At 67.2% G+C, this 23,475-nt stretch carries 20 protein-coding genes; 5 read left to right on the top strand and 15 right to left on the bottom strand.

Features of this window, described 5'->3' with window-relative positions; translation table 11 throughout:
• Positions 1–175 precede the first annotated feature (175 nt).
• The 6 genes from DFS13_RS21010 to DFS13_RS20985 form a co-directional block, all read right to left on the bottom strand.
• The gene (locus DFS13_RS21010) at positions 176–829 is read right to left on the bottom strand and encodes a M35 family metallo-endopeptidase (RefSeq protein WP_111442076.1); all 654 of its coding nucleotides are present in this window, start codon (positions 827–829) and stop codon (positions 176–178) included.
• Positions 826–1,380, bottom strand: coding sequence for a hypothetical protein (locus tag DFS13_RS21005; RefSeq protein WP_111442075.1), 555 nt, complete (start codon positions 1,378–1,380; stop codon positions 826–828). Before DFS13_RS21005 ends, DFS13_RS21010 begins: the two co-directional genes overlap by 4 nt.
• Complete coding sequence (locus DFS13_RS21000) at positions 1,377–2,054, bottom strand: PAAR domain-containing protein (RefSeq protein ID WP_111442074.1); 678 nt, start codon at positions 2,052–2,054, stop codon at positions 1,377–1,379. The genes DFS13_RS21005 and DFS13_RS21000 overlap by 4 nt, the downstream gene beginning before the upstream one ends.
• Positions 2,055–2,517: 463 nt before the next feature.
• Positions 2,518–4,041, bottom strand: coding sequence for an efflux transporter outer membrane subunit (locus DFS13_RS20995; protein WP_012492848.1), 1,524 nt, complete (start codon positions 4,039–4,041; stop codon positions 2,518–2,520).
• Positions 4,041–7,241 (bottom strand): efflux RND transporter permease BpeB, encoded by a 3,201-nt coding sequence (gene bpeB, locus DFS13_RS20990; RefSeq protein ID WP_006482626.1) that lies wholly within the window; start codon positions 7,239–7,241, stop codon positions 4,041–4,043. The genes DFS13_RS20995 and bpeB overlap by 1 nt, the downstream gene beginning before the upstream one ends.
• A gap of 15 nt (positions 7,242–7,256) precedes the next feature.
• Positions 7,257–8,531 carry an efflux RND transporter periplasmic adaptor subunit gene (locus tag DFS13_RS20985; protein WP_006497328.1) on the bottom strand — a complete coding sequence of 425 codons (1,275 nt, stop codon included), beginning with the start codon at positions 8,529–8,531 and terminating at the stop codon, positions 7,257–7,259.
• 400 nt (positions 8,532–8,931) lie between these two features.
• Here DFS13_RS20985 and DFS13_RS20980 point away from each other — a divergent pair, with 400 nt between their 5' ends.
• Complete coding sequence (locus DFS13_RS20980) at positions 8,932–9,573, top strand: TetR family transcriptional regulator (RefSeq protein ID WP_006486802.1); 642 nt, start codon at positions 8,932–8,934, stop codon at positions 9,571–9,573.
• Between the two features lie 37 nt (positions 9,574–9,610).
• On the opposite strand, the gene DFS13_RS20975 is transcribed toward DFS13_RS20980, so the two are convergent.
• Complete coding sequence (locus DFS13_RS20975) at positions 9,611–10,288, bottom strand: cysteine hydrolase family protein (RefSeq protein WP_111442073.1); 678 nt, start codon at positions 10,286–10,288, stop codon at positions 9,611–9,613.
• Between the two features lie 152 nt (positions 10,289–10,440).
• On the opposite strand from DFS13_RS20975, the gene DFS13_RS20970 reads away from it, so the two are divergent.
• Entirely contained in the window at positions 10,441–11,448 is a 1,008-nt protein-coding gene (locus DFS13_RS20970) for a helix-turn-helix domain-containing protein (protein WP_006497330.1), read from the top strand.
• A gap of 51 nt (positions 11,449–11,499) precedes the next feature.
• Here DFS13_RS20970 and DFS13_RS20965 read toward each other — a convergent pair whose 3' ends face one another.
• The 6 genes from DFS13_RS20965 to DFS13_RS20940 all read right to left on the bottom strand — a co-directional run bounded on the left by DFS13_RS20965 (position 11,500) and on the right by DFS13_RS20940 (position 16,869).
• The gene (locus DFS13_RS20965; RefSeq protein ID WP_060263453.1) at positions 11,500–12,207 is read right to left on the bottom strand and encodes a CoxG family protein; all 708 of its coding nucleotides are present in this window, start codon (positions 12,205–12,207) and stop codon (positions 11,500–11,502) included.
• Positions 12,208–12,235: 28 nt separating this feature from the next.
• Positions 12,236–12,595 carry a DUF427 domain-containing protein gene (locus DFS13_RS20960; protein ID WP_006497332.1) on the bottom strand — a complete coding sequence of 120 codons (360 nt, stop codon included), beginning with the start codon at positions 12,593–12,595 and terminating at the stop codon, positions 12,236–12,238.
• A gap of 129 nt (positions 12,596–12,724) precedes the next feature.
• Entirely contained in the window at positions 12,725–13,162 is a 438-nt protein-coding gene (locus tag DFS13_RS20955; protein ID WP_006490101.1) for a carboxypeptidase-like regulatory domain-containing protein, read from the bottom strand.
• Between the two features lie 108 nt (positions 13,163–13,270).
• Positions 13,271–14,755: a DegQ family serine endoprotease gene (locus tag DFS13_RS20950; protein WP_006497333.1), complete on the bottom strand. Its 1,485-nt coding sequence runs from the start codon at positions 14,753–14,755 to the stop codon at positions 13,271–13,273.
• 101 nt (positions 14,756–14,856) lie between these two features.
• Positions 14,857–16,203: an ATP-binding protein gene (locus DFS13_RS20945; RefSeq protein WP_111442072.1), complete on the bottom strand. Its 1,347-nt coding sequence runs from the start codon at positions 16,201–16,203 to the stop codon at positions 14,857–14,859.
• 3 nt (positions 16,204–16,206) lie between these two features.
• Entirely contained in the window at positions 16,207–16,869 is a 663-nt protein-coding gene (locus DFS13_RS20940; RefSeq protein WP_111442071.1) for a response regulator, read from the bottom strand.
• A gap of 187 nt (positions 16,870–17,056) precedes the next feature.
• Here DFS13_RS20940 and dacB point away from each other — a divergent pair, with 187 nt between their 5' ends.
• From dacB to DFS13_RS20925, 3 genes are all read left to right on the top strand, one after another.
• Positions 17,057–18,589, top strand: coding sequence for a D-alanyl-D-alanine carboxypeptidase/D-alanyl-D-alanine-endopeptidase (dacB, locus tag DFS13_RS20935; protein ID WP_111442070.1), 1,533 nt, complete (start codon positions 17,057–17,059; stop codon positions 18,587–18,589).
• Between the two features lie 332 nt (positions 18,590–18,921).
• A complete protein-coding gene (locus DFS13_RS20930; RefSeq protein ID WP_006497335.1) occupies positions 18,922–19,836 on the top strand; it encodes a sterol desaturase family protein in 915 nt (304 codons plus the stop codon).
• Positions 19,837–19,931: 95 nt separating this feature from the next.
• Positions 19,932–21,071 carry an SGNH/GDSL hydrolase family protein gene (locus tag DFS13_RS20925; RefSeq protein WP_034201411.1) on the top strand — a complete coding sequence of 380 codons (1,140 nt, stop codon included), beginning with the start codon at positions 19,932–19,934 and terminating at the stop codon, positions 21,069–21,071.
• 90 nt (positions 21,072–21,161) lie between these two features.
• Here DFS13_RS20925 and DFS13_RS20920 read toward each other — a convergent pair whose 3' ends face one another.
• Both DFS13_RS20920 and DFS13_RS20915 read right to left on the bottom strand, forming a co-directional pair.
• Positions 21,162–22,190 (bottom strand): L-threonylcarbamoyladenylate synthase, encoded by a 1,029-nt coding sequence (locus DFS13_RS20920; RefSeq protein ID WP_006481731.1) that lies wholly within the window; start codon positions 22,188–22,190, stop codon positions 21,162–21,164.
• Positions 22,191–22,201: 11 nt separating this feature from the next.
• Positions 22,202–23,398 carry a 5-(carboxyamino)imidazole ribonucleotide synthase gene (locus DFS13_RS20915; RefSeq protein ID WP_034201410.1) on the bottom strand — a complete coding sequence of 399 codons (1,197 nt, stop codon included), beginning with the start codon at positions 23,396–23,398 and terminating at the stop codon, positions 22,202–22,204.
• Positions 23,399–23,475 lie beyond the last annotated feature (77 nt).

Genomic DNA, 23,475 nt, shown 5'->3' with positions numbered 1-23,475 from the left:
TTGCTGTTCCGTAAAGCGCTTCTTCATGTTCGTCTTCTTCTCCGAAAACGAACTTTACTAGACTCCGGCTGGCCCTGTTTGCAGGGGGCAGGTCAATACATGCAAGCCCCTTTACCATATCGATTTTCCGTTGGACTCGATCAGATTCAACAAGAATTGCTGCGCCACGCCGCCTCTAATCCTCATAGAGGATATACCCGGCAATGCTATCCGCATTATTAATTGCGAGATCGGGGCGCGTCCGCGCCAATACCAAGCACTCGCGCATGAAATATTGATGATCCTGAGCGCCAAAAGTATCAGCAAAATGAGTGCACTCATGAATCAGCGTCGATAACATCGAGTCCTTCGCACTGGATATAGGGCGCATCCCACAAAAATTCTCATGGATACAAATAGTATGTGTAGCCGTGTCAGGGCCGCAAACATGAGCGACGGCACCATCAGGGTCCTTGTTATTCGGCGTACAACCAAGATACCGATCAAGCTCCTCTGATTGACGAACAAAGTTTCCGGGCTTGAGGTCGCGCATCACCCGACTTACTTGTGCGAGTCCGACTGTCAAACGCTGCCGGATCGTTTCATCGCTTGAGCCAAACCATGTCGCGACGCGTTGACGTTCGACCGCCCCCCACTTGCGCAAGTCTTCGAGCCGTACGTCGATCATTTGTACGGCTCTGTCGCATAACGTTATAACCATACGGCGAAATTCCGCGTCAGTCATATTTGGACAGATGGGCGGCCCGTTCGATATCAATGCTTCGATAACCGAACCTTCTTTCATGTCTGTCATTGCCTCTGCAATTGCTACGCGATCGCCGCCACTCATTCTTCTTCCCAGCTGACTTCCAGTTTTACCGACTCAGGCTTCCGCGTGACCACTCGCATGGTATGGCCCTGCGCATCGGTAGTCCCTGATGCCAGCACGTCACCACGGTAATTTGTGATCCAATACCGAACCCCTGCAACGGGTTGCCTGGACTTCTTGTTGCGAATGACGAACTGCTGATCATGGACCGCAGTGCGTCCGCTTGCAGGGGCGACACCTAACTCATTCTTCCCGGTCAACCGCGCCACCTCTTCCGTGGCAAAGGTCATCTTCATGCCGCGCTCGGCGTAGAAAACAGGTGGCGGCTTGCAATCACAGACGTTGATATCACCACTCAACGCCCAGGGCTTGCCGCTTGGTCCAGTGCCGGGCCAGCGTGGGCCCACCGGGGCCACAAACCCCTCCTGCTTGCACGCCGTGCAGTACGTCTTCATGTAAAGCGTTGCGATATGGACGCGCGGCGGCGGATTGGAACAGGTGACGCCCTCCAATCCTTCCGTAATCGTGGCGCTGCCGCCCTGATCTCCTTTGGCAAGGAAATAACGAATCATGAGGTCTCGCCTCGATGCGCAACAGTTGGACGCTTCACCACGGTGAAGACGTCAGCAGATACCAGACCATCGCGCTCAGGGCTATCGGTAATGACGTCGCCGTTATCCAGTTCGCTACCGACGAAAGCCAGCGGCTGAAAGTCTCCGTTATCCACCAACCCAAGGCCGCTTATGATTCGCGCGGTCGAACCGTCTGCGTAGTGAATCCGATTGCCCACGACACCAGCCTTGCCAAGCCGGACACCGGTGTCCCACGTGCCGGTAGCTTCGCGCAACGCGCCGCCTCGCGCGGTCGTGGCTCCTCGTACGGCCAGCCGGTAGCACGGGAGCGCAGGCGGCGGCTCATAGTCTTCGTTAAACAATCCCTCGGCCGTTTCGTCGGCCTGTATGTGAATTCCCCAGAACTGCTGAAGCGTTTCGACGATACGATCGCCGTTGCTCAACCGGCTACCCACCAGCGCAAACGGCTTGTCGCTGCAAATCGCATATTCGCCAGCGCCATCCACAATGACGGCCTCGCTGCCATCCTCGTAAGTGACGACATCGCCAACACGGGCAACGACAAGTCCGGCGACTGTCAGGCCGCTGGTAGCCTTGGTTACCCGCCCACCGCGCTCGGTGAGCGCCCCGATGGTGGCAAAAAGATGGGTCGGTGCAGTCTGCTCGCTCTTCATTCGGATTTCCTTTCTCGACAATGGGTGAGGAATGCTCCATGCGAAATTTGCTCGTGTGAGAAAGGAGAGGCAATCAGACGAATTCGAATTTCGCATAGCTAATTGTTATAAGCACGGTCAACAGCAAATGAGCCTCCGGCCGCTCGCTCCCATCCAGCGATGAACCTGAACATCGCGTTCAACGGCGTGAAAGGCGAAAAGGATGCGCGCTGCGGGATTCGGCGCGCGGGACACGATTTCGATGGGCGGCCCGCCGACGTGCACCACTGATCGCGCCGCATCGGCCGATGACGCGAAGCAGTAACGAAAAACGCCACGGCATGCCGTGGCGTTTTGCTTGATTTCCCGCACGATTCGACAACACAAAAGAAAACGCCACGGACCTTCGTCCGTGGCGTTCTCGTTTCCGCATACAGCCGGTTCGAAGCGCAAGCGCGATAACCCGCGCCTGCCTTCTCGGTGCTTACCCGTTCGTCGCGGTTGCCGACGCGGGCGCCGGCGCAGCCGCCTTGTCGTAATCGACCGGCGCATCCGGCGCGCGCGGCGTCTCGCCGGCGCGCTGGATCCAGCCGCCGCCCAGTGCGCGGTACAGGTCGACCAGGTTCGTCCAGCGTGCCAGACGTGCGCTGATCAGCGACTGCTGCGCGGCGTACAGATCCGTCTGCGCGGTCAGCACCGACAGGTAGCTGTCGACACCGTTCTTGTAACGCAGGTCCGACAGATCGAAGCGTCGCTGTTGCGCGTGCTCGTTGCGCTCGAGCGCCGCGATCTGCTGGTCGTACGTGCCGCGTGCGGCCAGACCATCCGACACTTCGCGGAACGCCGACTGGATCGCCTTCTCGTAGTTCGCGATCTCGATGCGCTTCTGCACGTTCGCGAGATCGAGGTTCGCGATGTTCTGCCCGCCTTCGAAGATCGGCAGCGCGATGCTCGGCGCGAACGACCACGCCGCCGTGCCGGCCTTGAACAGGCCGCCCAGCGTCGGGCTCGCGGTGCCGAACGCGCCCGTCAGCGAAATCTTCGGGAAGAACGCCGCGCGCGCCGCGCCGATATTGGCGTTCGCGGCCAGCAGCGTCTGCTCGGCCTGCATCACGTCAGGACGACGCGTCAGCAGATCCGACGGCAACCCGGCCGGCACGTCCGTCAGCAGGTTCTGCGCATCGAGCGGCATGCCCGCCGGCAGATCGTCCGGCAGCGGCTCGCCGATCAGCAGCACCAGCGCATTCAGCGCCTGCGCGCGGGCTCGCGCCTGCGCCTGCTGGTTCGCGAGCGCCGTCTCGACCACCGTCTGCGCCTGACGCAGCTCGAGCTCGGAGCCCGTGCCGTTGTCGAACTGCAGCTTGGTCAGGTCGTACGATGCCTGCGCGGTCTTCAGCGTGTCCTCCGTGACCTTCAGCAGGTCATCGGTCGACAGCAGCGTCAGATATTGATCCGCGACCTGCGACACCAGCGAGATCTCGGACGCCTGTCGCGCGTACGACGTCGACAGGTATTGCGCGAGCGCCTGGTCCTTCAGGCTCTGCACGCGGCCGAACAGGTCGAGTTCCCATGACGCGGACAGCCCGACGTTGTAGGTCGTCGTGATGTTCCGGCCCGGCACGGCCGTCAGCGAATTCGGCAAACGCTGACGGTTGCCCGTACCCGTACCGTCGAGCGTCGGGAACAGCCCCGCACGCGTGATCTGGTACTGCGCACGCGCGGCCTCGATATTGAGCACCGACACGCGCAGGTCGCGGTTGTTTTTCAGCGCGATCTCGATCAGCCGCTGCAGGCGCGGATCGACGAAGAACTCGCGCCAGCCGATGGCAGTCGCCGCCTGGCCATTCGCGCTGCGCGCGCCGGCCGCGCCCGGCTGCGTCGCGTAGACGCCGCTGGCCGGGTACGCCTGCGCGACGGGTGCGTCGGGCCGCTTGTAATGCGGCGCCATCGTGCAGCCCGTGGCAAAGAGCGCGACTGCGATTGCAGTCAAAGCGTGTTTTTGCATCATCACTGTCCCTTGTTGCCTTCGTCGCCGTTGCCCGGCTTCTCTTCGTGGTGCGAGTGCTCCTGAGCCAGGCGCAGCGCCTCGTCGACGTCTTCCTTCTCGCCGCTGAAGATCGCGCGGATCTTCACGAAGAACATCGGGATCATGAAGATCGCGAGGAACGTCGCCGTGATCATCCCGCCGATCACGCCCGTACCGATCGCGTGCTGGCTGGCCGAACCCGCGCCGTTGCTGATCGCGAGCGGCATCACGCCGAGAATGAACGCGAGCGACGTCATCAGGATCGGACGCAGCCGCAGGCGCGCCGCTTCCAGCGCGGCCTCGATCGGCCCCATCTTCTCCGTCTGCTGCAGTTCGCGCGCGAACTCGACGATCAGGATCGCGTTCTTCGCGGACAGGCCCACGGTGGTCAGCAGGCCGACCTGGAAGAACACGTCGTTCTCGAGGCCGCGCATCGTGGCCGCGAGCAGCGCACCGATCACGCCGAGCGGCACGACCATGATCACCGAGAACGGGATCGACCAGCTTTCATACAGCGCCGCGAGACACAGGAACACGACGAGGATCGAGATCGCGTACAGGATCGGCGCCTGCGAACCGGACTGGATTTCCTGGAACGACAGGCCCGTCCACGAATAGCCGATACCGACCGGCAGCTTCTTCGCGAGCGTTTCCATCGCGGCCATCGCCTGACCGGTCGACTTGCCCGGTGCGGCCTGACCCTGGATTTCCATCGCCGACACACCGTTGTAGCGCTCGAGCTTCGGCGAACCGTACGTCCAGTGACCGGTCGCGAACGCGCTGAACGGCACCATCCCGCCCGACCCGTTGCGCACGTACCAGATGTTCATGTCTTCCGGCGTCATCCGGAACGGCGCATCGGCCTGCACGTACACCTTCTTGATCCGGCCGTCGGTGTCGAGGAAGTTGTTCACGTACTTCGACGCCCACGCGATCGAGAACGTCTGGTCGATCGCATCCGCCGTCACGCCGAGCGCATTCGCCTTCTCGCGGTCGATGTTCACCTTGTACTGCGGCGTATCGTTCAGGCCGTTCGGACGCACACCCTGCAGCGTCGGGTCCTTCGATGCCATCCCGAGCAGCTGGTTACGTGCGGCCATCAGCGCGTCGTGGCCGAGACCGGCGTTGTCCGTCAGCTCGAAGTCGAAGCCGGCAGCCGTACCGAGCTCAGGAATCGACGGCGGGTTGAACGGGATCACGAGCGCGTCCTTGTAGCTCCCGTAGCGCCCGAACATCCGGCCGATCAGCGCCTGCACCTTCTGGTTCGCATGCTGACGCTGCGAGTAGTCCTTCAGGCGGACGAACACGAGACCCGAGTTCTGGCCGCGACCCGCGAAGCTGAAGCCGTTGACCGTGAACGCCGATTCGACGATTTCCTTCTCGTCCTTCAGCAGGTAGTCGGAAATGTTCGCGAGCGTCTTCGCGGTCGTTTCCTGCGTCGAGCCCGACGGCGTCTGCACGATCACGAACATCAGGCCCTGATCTTCATCGGGCAGGAACGACTTCGGCAGGCGCACGAACAGCAGCCCGACCGCGACGATCACGACCAGATAGATGATGAGCCAGCGGCCCGAGCGCTTGATCACGTGGTGCACGCCGACGTGGTACTTGTCGCGGCTGTTGTTGAACGTGCGGTTGAACCAGCCGAAGAAACCCTTCTTCTCTTCGTGATGCCCTTGCGGGATCGGCTTGAGGATCGTCGCGCACAGCGCCGGCGTCAGAATCAACGCGACCAGCACCGACAGCACCATCGCCGACACGATCGTCAGCGAGAACTGACGATAGATCGCGCCGACCGAGCCGCCGGAGAACGCCACCGGCACGAACACCGCCGACAGCACGAGCGCCACGCCGACGAGTGCGCCGGTGATCTGGCCCATCGCCTTGCGGGTCGCTTCCTTCGGTGACAGCCCCTCTTCCGCCATCACGCGCTCGACGTTCTCGACCACCACGATCGCATCGTCGACCAGCAGGCCGATCGCGAGCACGAGGCCGAACATCGACAGCGTGTTGATCGAGAAGCCGACCATCGACATGATCGCGAACGTACCGAGCAGCACGACCGGCACCGCGATCGTCGGGATGATCGTCGCCCGCAGGTTCTGCAGGAACAGATACATCACGAGGAACACGAGCACGATACCTTCGAGCAGCGTCTTGACCACTTCCTCGATCGACAGCTTCACGAACGGCGTCGTGTCGTACGGATACTTCACGACGAGGCCGTGCGGGAAGAACGGTGCGAGCTCGTCGATCTTCGCGCGCACGGCCTTCGCGGTCGCGAGCGCGTTCGCGTTGGTCGCGAGCTGGATACCGAGTGCCGCGGTCGGCTGACCGTTGTACTTCGTGTCGAAGTTGTAGTTTTCGCCGCCGAGGCCGATCTGCGCGACGTCCTTCAGGCGCACCTGCGAGCCGTCCTGGTTGACCTTCAGCAGGATGTTGCCGAACTGCTCGGGCGTCTGCAGCAGCGTCGATTCGGTGATCGTCGCCTGCAGCACGGTGCCCGGCGTGGCCGGCGTGCCGCCGATCTGGCCGCCCGCGATCTGCACGTTCTGCGCGGTGATCGCCGAACTGACGTCGACCGGCGTGAGGCCGTAGTTGGTCAGGCGGTTCGGGTCGAGCCAGATCCGCATCGCGTACTGCGAGCCGAACAGCGTGACGGTACCGACGCCGTTCAGCCGGCTGATCGGATCCTTCACGTGCGACGCCACGAAGTTCGCGAGGTCGTACTTGTTCATGCTGCCGTCTTCGGAGTTGAAGGCGAGCACCAGCAGGAAGCTGCTGCTCGACTTCGTGACCGACAGACCGAGCTGCTGCACGACCTGCGGCAGAACCGGCGTCGCGAGCGACAGCTTGTTCTGCACCTGAACCTGCGCGATGTCGGCGTTGGTGCCCGGCGCGAAGGTCAGCGTGATCGTTGCGTTGCCCGAGTCGTCACTCGTCGACGACATGTACAGGAAGTTGTCGAGACCGCTCATCTGCTGCTCGATCACCTGCGTCACCGTGTCTTCCACCGTCTTCGCGGAAGCGCCCGGGTAGTTCGCGGTGATCTGGATCGATGGCGGCGCGATCGTCGGATACTGCGAGATCGGCAGCGTGAAGATCGCCGCAACCCCGGCCAGCATCAGGATGATGGCGATCACCCACGCAAAGATCGGGCGATCGATAAAAAACTTTGCCATGAAACAGGCTCCCTGTTATTTCGCGCTCGAAGCAGCGGCAGCACTCGCCGGCGCGGCGCCCGATGCGGCGGCACCGGAAGCGGCAGCGGCGCCGGACCCGGCAGCGGCCGGCGCGGCGGGGGCAGCAGCGCCCGAAGCGGCATCGGCCGCCGGGGCGAGCTGCGCGGGGACCGTCTTCACGGTCGCGCCCGGGCGCACCTTGTCGACGCCTTGCACGATCACGTGATCGCCCGCCTGCAGACCGCCTTCGACGACCCAGTTCTGGCCTTGCATGCCGGTGGTCTTCAGCGGACGCGGCTCGACCTTGTTGCTGGCGTTCACCACCATCGCGATCGCCTGGCCCTTCTGGTCGTGCGTGACGCCGATCTGCGGCACCAGGAACGCGTTCTCGTTCACGCCTTCCTCGATCCGTGCACGCACGAACATGCCCGGCAGCAGCACGCGATTCGGGTTCGGGAACACCGCGCGGATCGTCACCGAGCCGGTGGTCTGGTCGACCGTCACGTCCGAGAACTGCAGCTTGCCCGGCTCCGAATAGGTCTTGCCGTCTTCGAGAATCAACGACACCTTCGCCGCGCCCGGGCCGGTCGTCTTCAGACGACCGCTCTGCACGTCCTGCCGCAGCTTCAGCCCTTCGAGGCTCGACTGCGTGAGGTCGACGTACACCGGATCGAGCTGCTGCACGGTCGACATCAGCGTCGCCTGGCTCGCCTGCACGTAGGCGCCCGGCGTCACTTGCGAGATGCCGACGCGGCCGGTGATCGGCGACACGACATCCGTGTAGCCGAGGTTGATCTGCGCGGTGTCGACCGCCGCCTTGCCGGCCGCGACGTCCGCCGCGGCCTGCCCTTGCGTGGCGACCGCGTTGTCGTAGTCCTGCTTGCTGACCGCGTTCGCGGCGACCAGCACCTTGTAGCGCGCGACCAGCGCGTTCTGCGTGACGAGGTTCGCCTGCGCCTTCGCGAGCGTCGCCTTCGCGCTGTTCAGGGCCGCGATGTACGGCGCCGGATCGATCTTGTAGAGACGCTGGCCGGCCTTGACGTCGGTGCCCTCGGTGAATTCACGACGCAGCACGATGCCGTCGACCCGCGCGCGCACCTGCGCGACGAGGAATGCACTGGTGCGGCCCGGCAGGTCGGTGAAGACCGGTACGGATTGCGGCTGGACGGTGACGACGCCGACTTCCGGCGTTTGCGGCGGCGGTGCCGATTCTTTTTTCCCGCACGCGGCCAGGAAAACGGCGGCCGTCGCGACAGTGATTAAGCGGTATGGAACCCGTTCGACGCGCATGGAGCGACCTCTGTGTATAACCAATGGAATAAGTGCCACGCCCGACCGGAGCGCAACACGGATGCGCCTCGCGGCGCAGATCGAACACCTGAATTACTGGACTGCCAGATACAGCACGTCGGCACGAGACCTCCGTGCCGACGGGGATGCCGCGAACTGCGGACTGGTACTAGGGCGGGAATCAGCAGAGTGGGATATTAACTGATTGCCACTTGGGTCATTCGATCGTAGGGTGGTATTGTATATACATTCACGAATGTATGTAAAAAGCCCGTTTGTACTCCGCCCGCTGTCCAGTCTTACAGATTGTTACCAGCAGCAAGCATAGCCCGTCTGCGTGACGGCGACGAGGGGTTGCGGACCCTATATTCACCTACGATCGATCCAATCAGGCCTGCACATGGTCAGACGTACCAAGGAGGAGGCGCTCGAGACGCGCAATCGCATTCTCGACGCCGCCGAACACGTGTTCTTCGAGAAAGGCGTGTCGCACACGTCGCTCGCGGACATCGCGCAGCACGCCGGCGTGACGCGCGGCGCGATCTACTGGCATTTCGCGAACAAGAGCGAACTGTTCGATGCGATGTTCGACCGCGTGTTCCTGCCGATCGACGAGTTGAAACGGATGCCGCTCGACGCGCCGGGCGGCAATCCGCTGGAGAAGGTGCGCCAGATCCTGATCTGGTGCCTGCTCGGCGTGCAGCGCGACCCGCAGCTGCGCCGCGTGTTCAGCATCCTGTTCATGAAGTGCGAGTACGTCGCGGACATGGAGCCGCTGCTGCAGCGCAACCGCGCGGGGATGAGCGAGGCGCTGCACATGATCGACGCCGATCTCGCGGTGGCCGTGGGGCTCAAGCTGCTGCCCGAGCGGCTCGACACGTGGCGCGCGACGCTGATGCTGCACACGCTGGTCAGCGGCTTCGTGCGCGACATGCTGATGCTGCCCGACGAGATCGACGCCGAGCAGCATGCGGAAAAGCTCGTCGACGGCTGTTTCGACATGCTGCGCTACAGCCCGGCGATGCTGAAGGACCGCGACTGACGGCACGGCGCATCGCGCGCCGCGTCGCCGTGCCGGGTCAGGCCGCCTTCGCGCGCCGCGCGCGGGCCCGCCGGTTCGACGCGGCGACCGAATCGCGCGCCGGCATCGGTGCGCCGGCGAGCCCCGCGATCCACGCGTCGGTCGACATCACCGCCGCGAAATTCGACTGGAACACCACCGCGTACGTGCGGTGAATCTCTTCGGCGCTCACCGCCCCCGCTTCGTTCTCGTAAGGCAGCGCGCCCGTCGCGTCGTTCAGGTATTCGACCTTCAGCCCCGCATGCGCCGCGTGATAGACCGTCGACGCATTGCAGTTGTGCGTCATGTAGCCGGTCACCGCGAGCGTGTCGATTCCGTGCGCGTCGAGCCACGCGGCGAGATCGGTGCCGGCGAACGAGCTCGCTTGCGCCTTCTCGATCAGGTGCGCGTACGGGCGGCTGGTGACCACCGTGTGCAGCGCGACGCCGTCGGTACCGGGCGCGAAGATCGGCGCACCGGCCGGCGCGACGTGCTGAACCACGATCACCGGCACGCCGGCCGCGTGCGCGGCGTCGATCGCCCGACCGATGTTCGCGAGCGACACGTCGAGCGGCGGATATTCGATCGGCAGGTTGCCCGTCACGTATTCGTTCTGCACGTCGATCACGATCAGTGCGCGGCGGGCAGCGGGACGGGAAGCGGATTGCGGGACGGGGGGCGACGCGGCGGCAAGCATGGCGGACTCCTGGTCGGGAGGCGCTGCCCCGCCCCGGAGCAGGGCGGCCAGCAGTGCGATGGGATGCATTGTCGGGCCGCAGCGCGTATGCCGATAGTGGCCCGATAGCCATTCTTCGATAAAATCGGGCCATCGCCTTTCCGGAATCCGCCATGCTCGCCGCCGCGTCGCCCGCCCCGTCCGTTCCGACCATCGTCGCCGTGATCGCGTACGACGGCATCAGTCCGTTCCACCTGTCCGTGCCATCGGTCGTGTTCGGCAAGGAACGTGATGCGGCCGCGTCGCCCGCGTTCGAGTTCCGCGTCTGCTCGGCCGAGCGCGGCCCGCTCGCGACGACGGGCGGCTTCACGATCACCGCACCGTACCGGCTCGACGCGCTCGACGACGCGGACATCGTCATCGTGCCGTCCTGGCGCGACCCGGACGAAGCGCCGCCCGACGCGCTGCTCGATGCGGTCCGCGCGGTCGCCGCGCGCGGCGCGGAGCTCGTGGGCCTGTGCCTCGGTGCCTACGTGCTCGCCGCGGCCGGCCTGCTCGACGGCCGTCCGGCCACCACGCACTGGGCGTGGGCCGACGATTTCGCCCAACGCTTTCCGCGCGTGAAACTCGATCCCGACGTGCTCTACGTGGACGACGGCAACCTGATGACGTCGGCCGGCACGGCCGCCGGCCTCGACTGCTGCCTGCACGTCGTGCGGCGGCGCTTCGGCTCGGACGCCGCGAACCGGATCGCGCGCCGCCTCGTGATCCCGCCGCACCGCCAGGGCGGACAGGCCCAATACGTACCGCAGCCGGTCGCCGCGCACCCGCGCGATGCACGGCTCGCGGGCCTGCTCGACTGGGTGCGCGCGCATCTCGACGCCGCGCACAGCGTCGATTCGCTCGCCGAACGCGTGCTGATGAGCCGCCGCACGTTCACGCGCCACTTCCGCCAGGCGACGGGCACGACCGTCACCGCGTGGCTGCAGGCCGAACGGCTTGCGCGTGCGCAGCATCTGCTCGAAACCACCGGGCAGTCGATCGACGCGATCGCGCAGGCGGCCGGCTACGGCTCGAGCGTGTCGCTGCGCCAGCATTTCGCGGGCGCGCTCGGCACGTCGCCGTCTGCGTATCGAAGGGAATTTCGCGGCGCCGGAGCCCGTGCCGACGCGGGACAGTGACGCCGGCCGCTCGCGTGGCGGGCAGGCCTCGAAGCGGAACCGGGCAGCCGCTCAGCCGCCGTTGATCCAGCGCGCCGCGTAAAGCAGCAACGCGACGAACACGATCATCGCCGCCCAGGCCCATACGGGCACGGTGCCCGAATCGCGATGCGGAAGCGCGCTCGCCGCCCGCCCGCTCAGCGCGCCGCCGAGGTGCGGCGGCAGCGAACGCTTCGTCGCGGCCACCAGCGACGCCGGCCGCAGGAAGACATGCTGGCGGCGCTGCGCCGGGGGGCGCGCGCGATTCGGCGCGAGACCGTGCTTCGCCTGCACGACCGCGCAGAACTCGCGAAAGAACGTGTCGGTCCATTCGCGCAGCGCATTGTCGATCTGCCGCGCCGGCAACTCCGCGAGCGGCCCGCTCGCCGTCGCCCAGACCACGTATTCGATCCGCGTGGCGTTCGCATCGTCATCCGGCGTCAGCACCAGTTCGACCTGGCCGCGCAGCGCGCCGAGGCCGTCGGCCCGCGCCTTGAAGTTGAGCACCCGGCGCGGCCGACCTTCGGCGTCGCCCTGCTCGGCGGCCGCATGCGCGCGCACGTCGTAGCGGGCGCGCAGCGGGCCGAGCGGCACCGTGATCGTCAGCGCGAACTCGCCGTGCGCGAGTTTCACGAACGATTCGCAATGGTCGAAGCTCGCCCGCAGCAGCGCGAGATCCTCCAGCGCATCCCGCACGACAGGCGGCGCGAGCGGTACGCGTAACGTGTCGTTCAGTTCCATGACGCCTCCCCGATGAACGCGCGCCGCATCAGGACGTCTCGACGAGACTGTCGACCCGTGCGACATCGAAGGCGACGTAGTGCGCGAGCACGGCCGCCGCCTCCTTCGGTTCTTCGTAACTCCATGCGGCGTTCTCGATCACGCCGTCTTCCGTCTGCAAGTCGAAATGCACGGCTTGCCCCCTGAACGGGCAGGCCGACGTGACGCCCGATTTCACGAGCCGGCGCATGTTGACGTCGCCGCGCGGCAGGTAATGAATGTCCGGGAGCCCCGCCTCGCGCACGGTCAGCGCGCCGTGCGAATCGGCATAGGTGATGCCGCGATGAATCACGCGCACGCGATGACGGTTCGGCACGATTTCGAGTCGGGGGTCGGCTGCATCGGACATCGTTTCTCCTTCGGGCGGCGTCAGGCCGGGGGCAGGAAACGAAAAAGCCACGGCACGCATGCCGTGGCTTTCATTATGGGCGAAACTTCGTCCGATTGCGCGACCGGGAGCCCGGCCGCGCGCGACGGGCTACTGCGCACTCCACTGGAACGCGGCTTTCGCGCCGCCCTTCGCGCCGACCGTGACGGCGCGCGATTCGTCGCTGCCCTGGTACGACGCGTGCACCGTATAGCGCCCCGGCGGCACCTTCACGAGCATGTACGGCCCGCGCGTGTCGGTTTTCAGCACTTCGGCGCCCTTGCCGTCGACGATCCGGACATGGACATCGGCCAGGAACTCGCCGCCCTTGCCGGTGAAGCGCAGCGCCAGCGGCCACTGCGACTCGTTGCGCTGGAACGCCGTCGATTCGTCCTGCCCGACACCGCCGGACACGAAGGTGACATCGCCTTGCTGGCGCGCGGCGGGCAAGCCGTCCGACTGCGCGTACGCGCCGGTCGCACCGGCTGCGAGGCCGGCGGTCAGCGCCGCGGCGACGGCAAATCGGGACACGTTGCGTAGATATTGCATGGCTCTCTCCTTGGGGTCGGAACACATACGGGGCGCGGCGTCACGCGATCGATCGAGCGGCGGCGGCGCCCGCCACGGCCGGCCGGGCCGGCCGTCGGCCGTGGCCGGTCAGCTCAGGTCGACCGGCACGAAGATCTGTGCATTATCGCGCTGGATCAACAGAGCAAGACTGTTGCCCGCGCCCTTCACCGCGTCGCGCAACTGCTCGGGGCTCGTGACCGGACGGCCGTTCACCGCGAGGATCACGTCGCCGGGCTGGATGCCCGCGTTGGCGGCCGGCCCGCCGGCCTGCTGCACGATCAGCCCGTGCGACAGGTTGTCGGCGCTGCGTTCCTGCGGCGACAGCGGCCGCACGGCGACACCCAGGCGGCCCTGTTCGACCGGCCCGCCGTCGTTCGATGCGAGCTTCGCGTCGGCCATCGCGCCGAGCGTCACGGTGATCGACTTCTTCGACTTGTCGCGCCAGATCTGCAGGTCGGCCTTCGAACCCGGCTTCAGGTTCGCGATCTGCGCGGGCAGCGACGTCGAATCGGCGACCGGCGAACCGTTGACCGACAGGATCACGTCGCCCGGCTGCAGGCCGGCCTTCGCGGCCGGACCGTTGGCGTCGACCGAACTGACGAGCGCGCCGTCCGGCTTCTGCAGCCCGAACGAGCTCGCGAGCGTCTGGTTCAGCCCCTGCACGGCCACGCCGAGCCGGCCGCGGCTCACGTGGCCCGTCTTCACGAGCTCGTCCTTCACCTTGATCGCCTCGTTGATCGGGATCGCGAACGACAGGCCCTGGAAGCCGCCCGTCTGCGAGTAGATCATCGAGTTGATGCCGATCACCTCGCCCTGCAGGTTGAACAGCGGGCCGCCCGAGTTGCCGGGGTTCACCGGCACGTCGGTCTGGATGAACGGCGTGTAGTTCTCGTCCGGCAGCGCGCGCGACTTCGCGCTGATGATGCCCGACGTGACCGTGTTGTCGAAGCCGTACGGCGAGCCGATCGCGACGACCCACTGACCGACCTTGCTCTGCGCCGGATCGCCGATCTTCACGGTCGGCAGCCCGCTCGCGTCGATCTTCAGCACGGCGACGTCGGACTGCTTGTCGGAGCCGACGACCTTCGCCTTGTATTCGCGCTTGTCGGTCAGCTTGACCGTGACGACGTTCGCGCCGTCGATCACGTGCGCATTGGTGAGGATGTACCCGTCGGAACTGACGATGAAGCCCGACCCGAGGCTGGCACTCGGCTGGTCGTCCGGCTGCGCGTCGCCGCCCATGCCCGGCACCTGGCCGTAGAAGTGCTTGAAGAACTGGTAGAACGGGTCACTCGGATCGATCGGCAGTTGCGGCTGCGGCGCGCGCCGCGCCACCTGCTTCACGACATGCTTCGCGCTGATGTTCACGACCGCCGGGCCGTAGGTCTCGACGAGCCCGGAGAAATCGGGAATGCCGGTCTTGGCGGCAGCTTCGGCCGGCATCAATGCGGCCGCCTGCGCGGGCGTGATGATCTGCGGATCGGCGCGGCGGGTGCCGGCGAAATAGCCGGCCGACAGGGCGGCCGCCACGGCGACCGCGACGGCGCCGCGCGCAAGGAATCGGGTGTTCATCGTAGGACCTCCTCTTTGTTAGGACGCAGCGTAACGACCCTGACTTAAAGGAGGCTTAATCAGCCTTAAGCGGGGCTTAAGCGGCTGCCCGCGCCGCCCCTTCAGACGGTTTCGGACGGCTGCGAAGCCGGGGCCGGCATCTCGGCATCGCGGAACACGACGCTGACGAGCAGGCCGCCCGCGGCCGCATCGCCGAGCGACACCGTCGCGCCCTGCTGCGCCGCCACGCGCTTGACGATCGCGAGCCCGAGCCCGCTGCCCGACACGTCGGTGCGTGCCCGTGCCGTGCTGTCGCGATAGAAGCGGTCGAACACGCGCTCGCGCTCGTCGGCCGGAATGCCCGGCCCGCTGTCGCCGATCTGCACGCAGGCGCGGCCGGCCGCGTCGCGCGTCAGCGATACGTCGATGCGGCCGCCGTCCGGCGTGTATTTCACCGCGTTGTCGAGCAGGTTGCCGAACATCACGCGCAGCGCGCCGACGTCCGCGACGACGCTCGCCGCGCGCGTTTCCTCGAAGCCGAGATCGATGTCGCGCCGCTGCGCGAGCGGCGCATGCGCGGCCACGCATTCGGCGAGCAGCGCCTGCAGGTCGACCGGCTCGCGCATCGTCGCGCCGTCCGGCTCGGCGCGCGCGAGCGCGAGCAGTTGCTCGGTGAGCCGCGTCGCGCGCGACACGCCGTCCTGGAGATCCGAGATCGCCTCGCGGCGCGACGCATCGTCCTTCGCGCGCGCGACGAGCTGCGCCTGGATCTGCACGGCCGCGAGCGGCGTGCGCAATTCGTGCGCGGCGTCGGCGACGAACGCCTTCTGCGTGTCGAGCGCCGCCGACAGTCGCGCGAGCAGCCCGTTCAGCGCCCGCACGAGCGGCTGCACCTCGAGCGGCAGGCGCGCGTCGGGCAGCGGATCGAGCGCTTCCGGCCGGCGCGCCTCGACCGCGCGCGTCACGCGGCCGAGCGGCGCGAGCCCGCGCCCGACGATCCCCCACGCGGCCGCGCCGAGGAACGGCAGCAGCACGATCAGCGGCCACAGCGTGCGCAGCGCGACGTTCGCCGCGAGCCGGTTGCGCACCGATAGCGGCTGCGCGAGCTGCACGACGTTGTCGCCGACGATCGCGCCGTACACGCGCCATTCGCCGCGATCGGTGCGTTCGGTCGAGAAGCCGAGTTCCGCGCGCGGCGCGATCGGCGCACGCGGATGCGAGAAGTACATCAGCACGCCGTTGCGATTCCAGATCTGGATCACGATGCCTTCGTCGCCGTTGGTGCGCGAGCCGAACACCTGCGAGAACGGCTCCGACGGCAGCGCCGCGGCGATTTCCTGCAACTGGTAGTCGAACAGCTCGTTCGCCTCGGCGAGCGCCTGCCGGTAGATGAGCCAACCCGCGGCGCCCACGCCCGCGACGACGATCGCGAGCAGCCAGATCAGCAGTTGATGACGAATCGACCGCACGCGTCAGCTTTCCTTGACGACCATGTAGCCGAGCCCGCGCACGTTGCGGATCAGGTCCGAACCGAGCTTCTTGCGCAGCGCGTGGATGTAGACCTCGACCGTGTTGCTGCCGATCTCCTCGCCCCAGCCGTACATCTTCTCCTCGAGCTGGCTCTTCGACAGCACTGCGCCCGGCCGCGCGAGCAACGCCTCGAGCAGCGCGAACTCGCGCGCGGACAGCGCAACGGGCGCGCCGTCGAGCGTCACCTGGTGCGACGCGGGATCGAGCGTCAGCGCGCCGTGGCGGATCAGCGAATCGCTGCGCCCCGCTTGACGGCGGATCAGCGCGCGCATCCGTGCGCCCAGCTCGTCGAGATCGAACGGCTTGACGAGGTAATCGTCGGCGCCCGCGTCGAGCCCCTTCACGCGATCGGCGACGGCGTCGCGCGCGGTGACGATCAGCACCGGCAGCGCGAGCCCGCGCCCGCGCAGCGTGCGCAGCACGTCGATGCCGTCGCGCTTCGGCAGGCCGAGATCGAGCAGCAGCAGATCGTACGTCTCGCCGCCGAGCGCCGTCAGCGCGGCGTCGCCGTCCTGCACCCAGTCGACCGCAAAGCCGTCCGAGCGCAGCGCCTTGCGCACGCCCTCGGCAATCATTCGATCATCTTCGACAAGCAGAATCCGCATCGGGCCACGCATCCATGGGACGAGTCAAACACGGCGACCATTGTAGCGCCGCGAATCGGGTGCGCGGCACCGTGCAATGCAACAGTAAGGCGGATTGCAAGGGGCCTGCCCCGACTTGTCTCTACAATGTGCGCTTCGGCGCCCCCGCGCGTCCTGCCCGAGCCCCCTGCTTTTCCCGTATTCGCCCATGCCGATTTCCGATCTTTCCGCCCGGTTCGTCCCCCGCGCCCGCGTCTGCCTGCGCGCGGCCGCCGTCGTCGCCACCTGCACGGCCCTCGCGTTCGCGCCGACCGCCCAGGCCCGCAAGAAATCCCACAAGGAAGCGCGCAAGACCGCCGTCGTGTCGCCGGCCGCACGCGCGGCCGGCCTGCCGGCCTCCGTGCTCGTCGCGTTGCAGCGTGCGAAGGTGCCGGCGTCGGCGATGAGCGTGGTGGTCGAGCGCGTCGGCGATCCGCAGCCGCTGATCGCGTGGAATGCGAGCCGGCCGATGCTGCCGGCCTCGACGATGAAGCTCGTGACGACCTTCTCGGGCCTGTCGATCCTCGGCCCCGACTACCGCTGGCGCACCACCGCGTACACGGACGGCACGGTCGACCCGGACGGCACGCTGCAGGGCAACCTGTACATCAAGGGCACCGGCGATCCGAAGCTCGTGCCCGAGGAGCTGATCGACCTCGTCGACAAGCTGCGCAAGGCCGGCGTCAAGCGCGTGGCCGGCGGCCTCGTGCTCGACAAGAGTTATTTCGCGGCGTCGACGCGCGACCTGCCGTCGTTCGACGACGATGCCAGCGCGCCGTACAACGTCGGCCCCGATCCGCTGCTGTACGCGTTCAAGGCCGTGTCGTTCACGGTCACGCCGGGCGACGACGGCAAGGTCGCCGTCGACGTGTTGCCGCCGCTCGCGGACTTGTCGATCGACAACCAGCTCGTCGAAGGTTCGGGCTCGTGCAGCGCGGCCGCCGCGGCCGCGCGCCCGACGCTGACGGCCGGCGGCGGAATCATGACGGCGTCGTTCGCCGGCGACTACCCGCTGCGCTGCGGCGCGCACACGACCAACCTCGCGATCCTCGATCACACGACCTTCTTCGCGCGCGGCTTCCTCGCGCTGTGGCAGCAGGACGGCGGCACGATCGCCGGGCCCGTGAGCGAAGGCAAGGTGCCGACCACCGCGCGGCCGCTCGCCGTGCATCACAGCCCGGTGCTCGGCAGCATCGTCTACGACATCAACAAGTTCAGCAACAACGTGATGGCGCGCAACCTGTTCCTGACGATCGGCGCGGTCAGCGGCAAGCCGCCCGCGACGCCCGAGCAGTCGAGCCGCGCGATCCAGGCATTCCTGCAGAAGAACGGCATTGCGATGCCCGACCTCGTGCTCGAGAACGGCTCGGGGCTGTCGCGCGAAGAGCACGTGAGCGCGCTGTCGCTCGCCGCGCTGCTGCAGGCCGCGAACGCGAGCCCGGTCGCGCAGGCGTTCATCGATTCGCTGCCGATCGCGGGCATCGACGGCACGATGAAGAACCGCCTCACCAACGCGGGCGTGCTCGGCAACGCGCACATCAAGACCGGCACGCTGCGCGACGTGCGCGCGATCGCCGGCTACGTGGCCGGCGCGGACGGCCAGAGCTACATCGTCGTCAGCTTCATCAACAACGATCACGCGGAAGCCGCGCGCGCCGCGCACGACACGCTGCTCGAATGGATCTACGCGGGCGCGCACTGACGATGCGCGCACCGCGCGGCGGGCCGTCGTGACACGGCGGCCCGTGCGGCCCCGCAGTACGTCACCCGCGAAATTTCGCGCCGCGCGGTTTGAAACGCGCGCCGCCACCGTCGCGCGGCGCCTCGCGCGCTCGCCCCATCCTCAAAACGGGGCCACACCGCCCGGCCCCGTGCAGTACGGATTCCGTAGAAACCCTGTCCTCAGAGGGAACCCTCTACGCTGCCCCCTCGCCTAGCGCGTAGCGATTGCGTAGGCTGTTGGCCTGACGATATCTACAACGGGCCACACGCCCGGCCTGATGGCTTGCAGGGGAACGAAGGAGACACACGCCCATGCGATTCGACGTCGAATTGCTTCTGCTCGCGCTGGCGCCCGTCTTCCTGCTCTGCATCGCGTGGGAGGCCTGGCACCTCGCCCGCACCCGTGCGCAGGACCGTATCTATGCGTGGCGCGACACGCTGTGCAACGCGGCGCTCGCGCTGATGCACCAGGGCGCCGACAAGATCGCGTGGCTGTTCGTGATTCCTGTCTATGCGTACTGCTACCGGCACTATCGCGTCTACACGTGGCACGACGGCTGGCTGTCGTTCGCCGTGCTGTTCGTCGCGCAGGACTTCCTCTACTACGTGTTCCATCGCGCGAGCCATCGCGTGCGCTGGCTGTGGGCCGCGCACGTCGTGCACCACTCGTCCGAGCGAATGAATTTCTCGACCGCGTTCCGCCAGAGCCTGATGTACCCAGTCGCGGGCATGTGGCTGTTCTGGCTGCCGCTCGCGTTCGCCGGCTTTCCGCCGCAACAGGTCGTCGGCGTCGTGCTGATCAACCTCGCGTTCCAGTTCTTCGTGCACACGCAGGCGATCGGCAAGCTCGGCTGGCTCGAATACGTGCTCAACACGCCGTCGATCCACCGCGCGCACCATGCGCGCAACGCGCGCTACATCGACCGCAATTACGCAGGCGTCCTGGTGATCTGGGATCGCCTGTTCGGCAGCTATGTCGAGGAAACGCCCGACGATCCGCCGCAGTACGGCATCGTCGAGCGGCTCGGCTCGAACAACCCGCTCGTCGCGACGTTTCACGAGTGGGTGTCGATGGCGTCCGACGCGTTGCGCGTCGGCGGATGGCGCAACAAGCTGCGCGCGATTTTCGGCCCGCCCGAATGGGCGAGCGCTTATCATGCGCAGATTGCCGAGGCCGCGAACCAGGATCCGCGCACCGTGCCGCTGGCGGCTGCGCGCGATCGATAAACCGTTTCAGCCAACGGCCGCCGCGCAGCCCGGAACCGAGCAGGCGCGCGGCAGATGAGCAACACATCAGGCCATATCTACGAGGAGATCGAACGATGCAGACACAACAACACGCACCTTCCCGCACCCGGCAGCGCATGCTGCGCACCGCGCAGGTCGCGATCGCCGGCGCCGCGCTCGCGCTGCTCGCCGCATGCGGCGGCGGTGACGACAACAACAATAGCAGTGCATCGAACACGCCGCCGTCGGGCGTGAAGATGCAGATCGTGTCGTTCGGCGACAGCCTGTCCGACGTCGGCACCTACTCGCAGATCAAGCTCGGCTTCGGCGGCGGCCGCTTCACGACCAACCCGGGCCAGGTATGGACGCAGAACGTCGCGCAGTACTACGGCGACACGCTGCAGCCCGCCAACCAGGGCGGCTTCGGCATCCCGCTGCAGGCCACCGGCGGCCTCGGCTACGCGCAGGGCGGCTCGCGCGTGACGCTGCAGCCGGGCATCGGCCATGCGGACGCCAGCGTGCCGAATCCCGACTACGCGCAGGCGACGACCACGCCGATCGCCGACCAGGTCAAGCAGTACCTGTCGCAATACGGCAGCTTCAACGCCGGCCAGATCGTGCTGATCAACGGCGGTGCGAACGACATCTTCTACCAGGCCCAGGTCGCGCAGGCGCAAGGCAACACGCCGGCCGCGCAGCTCGCGGCGGCGCAGGCGATCGGCCTGGCCGCGCAGCAGCTCGGCGGGATCGTCCAGCAGATCGTCGCGGCCGGCGCGACCCACGTGTTCGTCGCGAACGTGCCGGACATCGGCGGCACGCCGCTCGCGCTGCAAGGCGGCACGCAGGCCGCGTTCACGCAACTGTCCGGGCTGTTCAACAAGACGCTCGTCGGTACGCTCGCCGCGCTGAAGGTCGACCCGACGAAATACGCGGTGGTCGATTCGTTCACGTGGCAGGACGGCATCGCGGCCAACTACCAGTCGAACGGTTTCAGCGTGTCGAACACCGACACCGCCTGCAACCTGAAGGCGATGGTCCAGGCCGCCACGCAGTACGGCGTCGCGAACGCGACCGCGTTCGGCTCGTCGCTGTTCTGCTCGCCGCAGACCTACACGGTCGCGAACGCGGACCAGACCTACATGTTCGCCGACACGGTCCACCCGACGACGCGCCTGCATGCGCTGTTCGCGCAGTACGTCGAACAGCAGATCGCGAAGTCCGGCGTCGGCAAGTAAGCCGCCCACTACGCGCCCAAACCAAAACGCCTGACCGGTTCGCGCCGGTCAGGCGTTTTTTGTTTGCGTGGACGGATGCGCGTGGCTGCGTCAGTCGCGCGCTTCGAACGCCGCGGCCGCGCGGCCGAGGCGATCGTTGACCGCGATCCATTCGACGGTCTCGGGCAGCTTCTCGACGAGAATGCGCGCGACCTGCGCCCGGTCGAGCGCGCGCAGCATTCCGTACAGGTCGCGCGCATAGGCTTGCGGATCTTCCGGCGCCGCGACGAAGTGCACGCCGTCAGCCTGCGCCCAGCGTCCCGCACGCGACGCGCGGGCGACGAGCGCGATGCGTTCGCCGTCGGTTTGCGCGGCCGCGAGCAGCGGCTCGAGCGCGTCGAACGGCAGCAGCGCGAGCGGCGTGCGCGGCGCGTAATGCGCTTTCAGCGTGCCCGACGCGCGTGGGGCCGTCGCATCGCTGCCGTCCGGCAGCTTCGGGGCGCGGCCGAGCACGTCGGCGATCTGTTGCGGCGTCACGTGCCCCGGGCGCAGCAGCGCCGGGAAACCACGCGACAGGTCGAGAATCGTCGACTCGATGCCGACTTCGGATGCGCCGCCGTCGAGCACGTGCACGGTATCGCCGAATTCGTCGCGCACGTGTTGCGCGGTCGTCGGGCTCACGTGGCCGAACCGGTTCGCGGACGGCGCAGCCACGCCGCCGTGGCCGCCGCGCCGCGCGCTGAACGCGGCCAGCAGCGCCTGCGCGACCGGATGCGACGGGCAGCGCAGCCCGACCGAATCCTGCCCGCCGCTCACGGCATCCGGAATGCGCGCGTGGCGCTTCAGGATCAGCGTCAGCGGGCCCGGCCAGAACGCGTCGATCAGCGCGTGCGCGTCGGCCGGCAAGTCGTCGGCCCAGTAACCGGGATCGCCGCCCGGCGGCAGATGCACGATCACCGGATGGTTCGCGGGCCGCCCCTTCGCCGCGTAGATGCGTGCGACGGCCTCGGGGTTCGCCGCATCGCCGCCGAGCCCGTAGACGGTTTCGGTCGGAAACGCGACGAGCTGGCCCGCGTCGAGCAACGCGGCAGCCGCGTCGATCTGCGCGGGCGTCACGTGCTTCGGGAGATCGCTGGACATCGGCCGGCGCCTCAGTCGAGCGGCACGCGCAGCAGTTGCGCGCACGCGGTGGCGGCGGCGACGGCTTCGTCGCGCGTCTCGGCCGTGAAGTTCACGTGGCCCATCTTGCGGCCGACGCGCGCTTCTTCCTTGCCGTACAGGTGCAGGTGGGCGGCCGGCATCGCGGCGACCGTGTCCCACGGCGGCGTGACGGCATCGGCCGCCGCACCGTTGGGGAACCACACGTCGCCGAGAATGTTCAGCATCGCGGCCGGCGAATGCTGGCGCGGGTTGCCGAGCGGCATGCGCGTCATCGCGCGCACCTGCTGCTCGAACTGGCTCGTTGCGCACGCATCGACCGTATAGTGGCCGGAGTTGTGCGGGCGCGGCGCCATTTCGTTCGCGACGAACGAACCGTCCTCCAGCACGAAGAATTCGACGCACAGCACGCCGACGTAGCCGAGCGTATCGGCGATCCGGATCGCCGCCTGCTGCGCTTCCTCGACGCGGGCCGCATCGGCGGCCGGCGCCGGCACGACCGTCAGCGCGAGGATGCCGTTGTGATGCACGTTCTGCGCGAGCGGGAAGGCGGCCGAACGGCCGTCCGCGCCGCGCGCGATCAACGCCGACACTTCGTATTTCAGCGGCAGGCGCTTCTCCAGCACGCACGGCACGCCGCCGAGCGCGGCATGCGCGTCGCGCGCTTCCTGCGCGGTGGCGACCCGCACCTGGCCCTTGCCGTCGTACCCGAGGCGGGCCGTCTTCAGGATGCCCGGCAGCACCGCGTCGAGCGCGGCATCGTCGAGCGCGGCGAGCGCCGCCGCCGATTCGATCACGACGTGCGGCGCGACCGGCACGCCCGATGCCGCGATGAAACGCTTCTCCGCGATCCGGTCCTGCGCGACCGCGACGCAGCGGCCGGCCGGCGCGACGAACGTCGTGCGCGCGAGGAAATCGAGGCTCGCGGCCGGCACGTTCTCGAACTCCGTCGATACGGCCTCGCACAGGTCGGCCAGTTCGGCGAGCGCGGCTTCGTCGTCGTACGCCGCGCGCAGGTGGCGATCGGCGACCGCGCCGGCGGGGCTCGTCGGATCGGGATCGAGCACGGCGACGCGATAGCCCATCGACTGGGCGGCAAAGCAGAACATGCGGCCGAGCTGGCCACCGCCGACCATGCCCAGCCACGCGCCGGGCAGGATCGGGGAAACGGAATCAGGAGTTGCGGTCATGTCAGTGGTCGGTCGCGGCGGAACGCGGAACGGCCCGCCGCAGTGGGAAAATCCGGCGCCGGCCGCGTCGTGCGGCC

It is taken from the genome of Burkholderia sp. 28_3, from assembly GCF_003253915.1.
Classification (GTDB): domain Bacteria; phylum Pseudomonadota; class Gammaproteobacteria; order Burkholderiales; family Burkholderiaceae; genus Burkholderia; species Burkholderia cenocepacia.
Note: the sequence above shows the minus strand (reverse complement) of the source record. Positions and strands in the feature narration are given on the sequence as shown.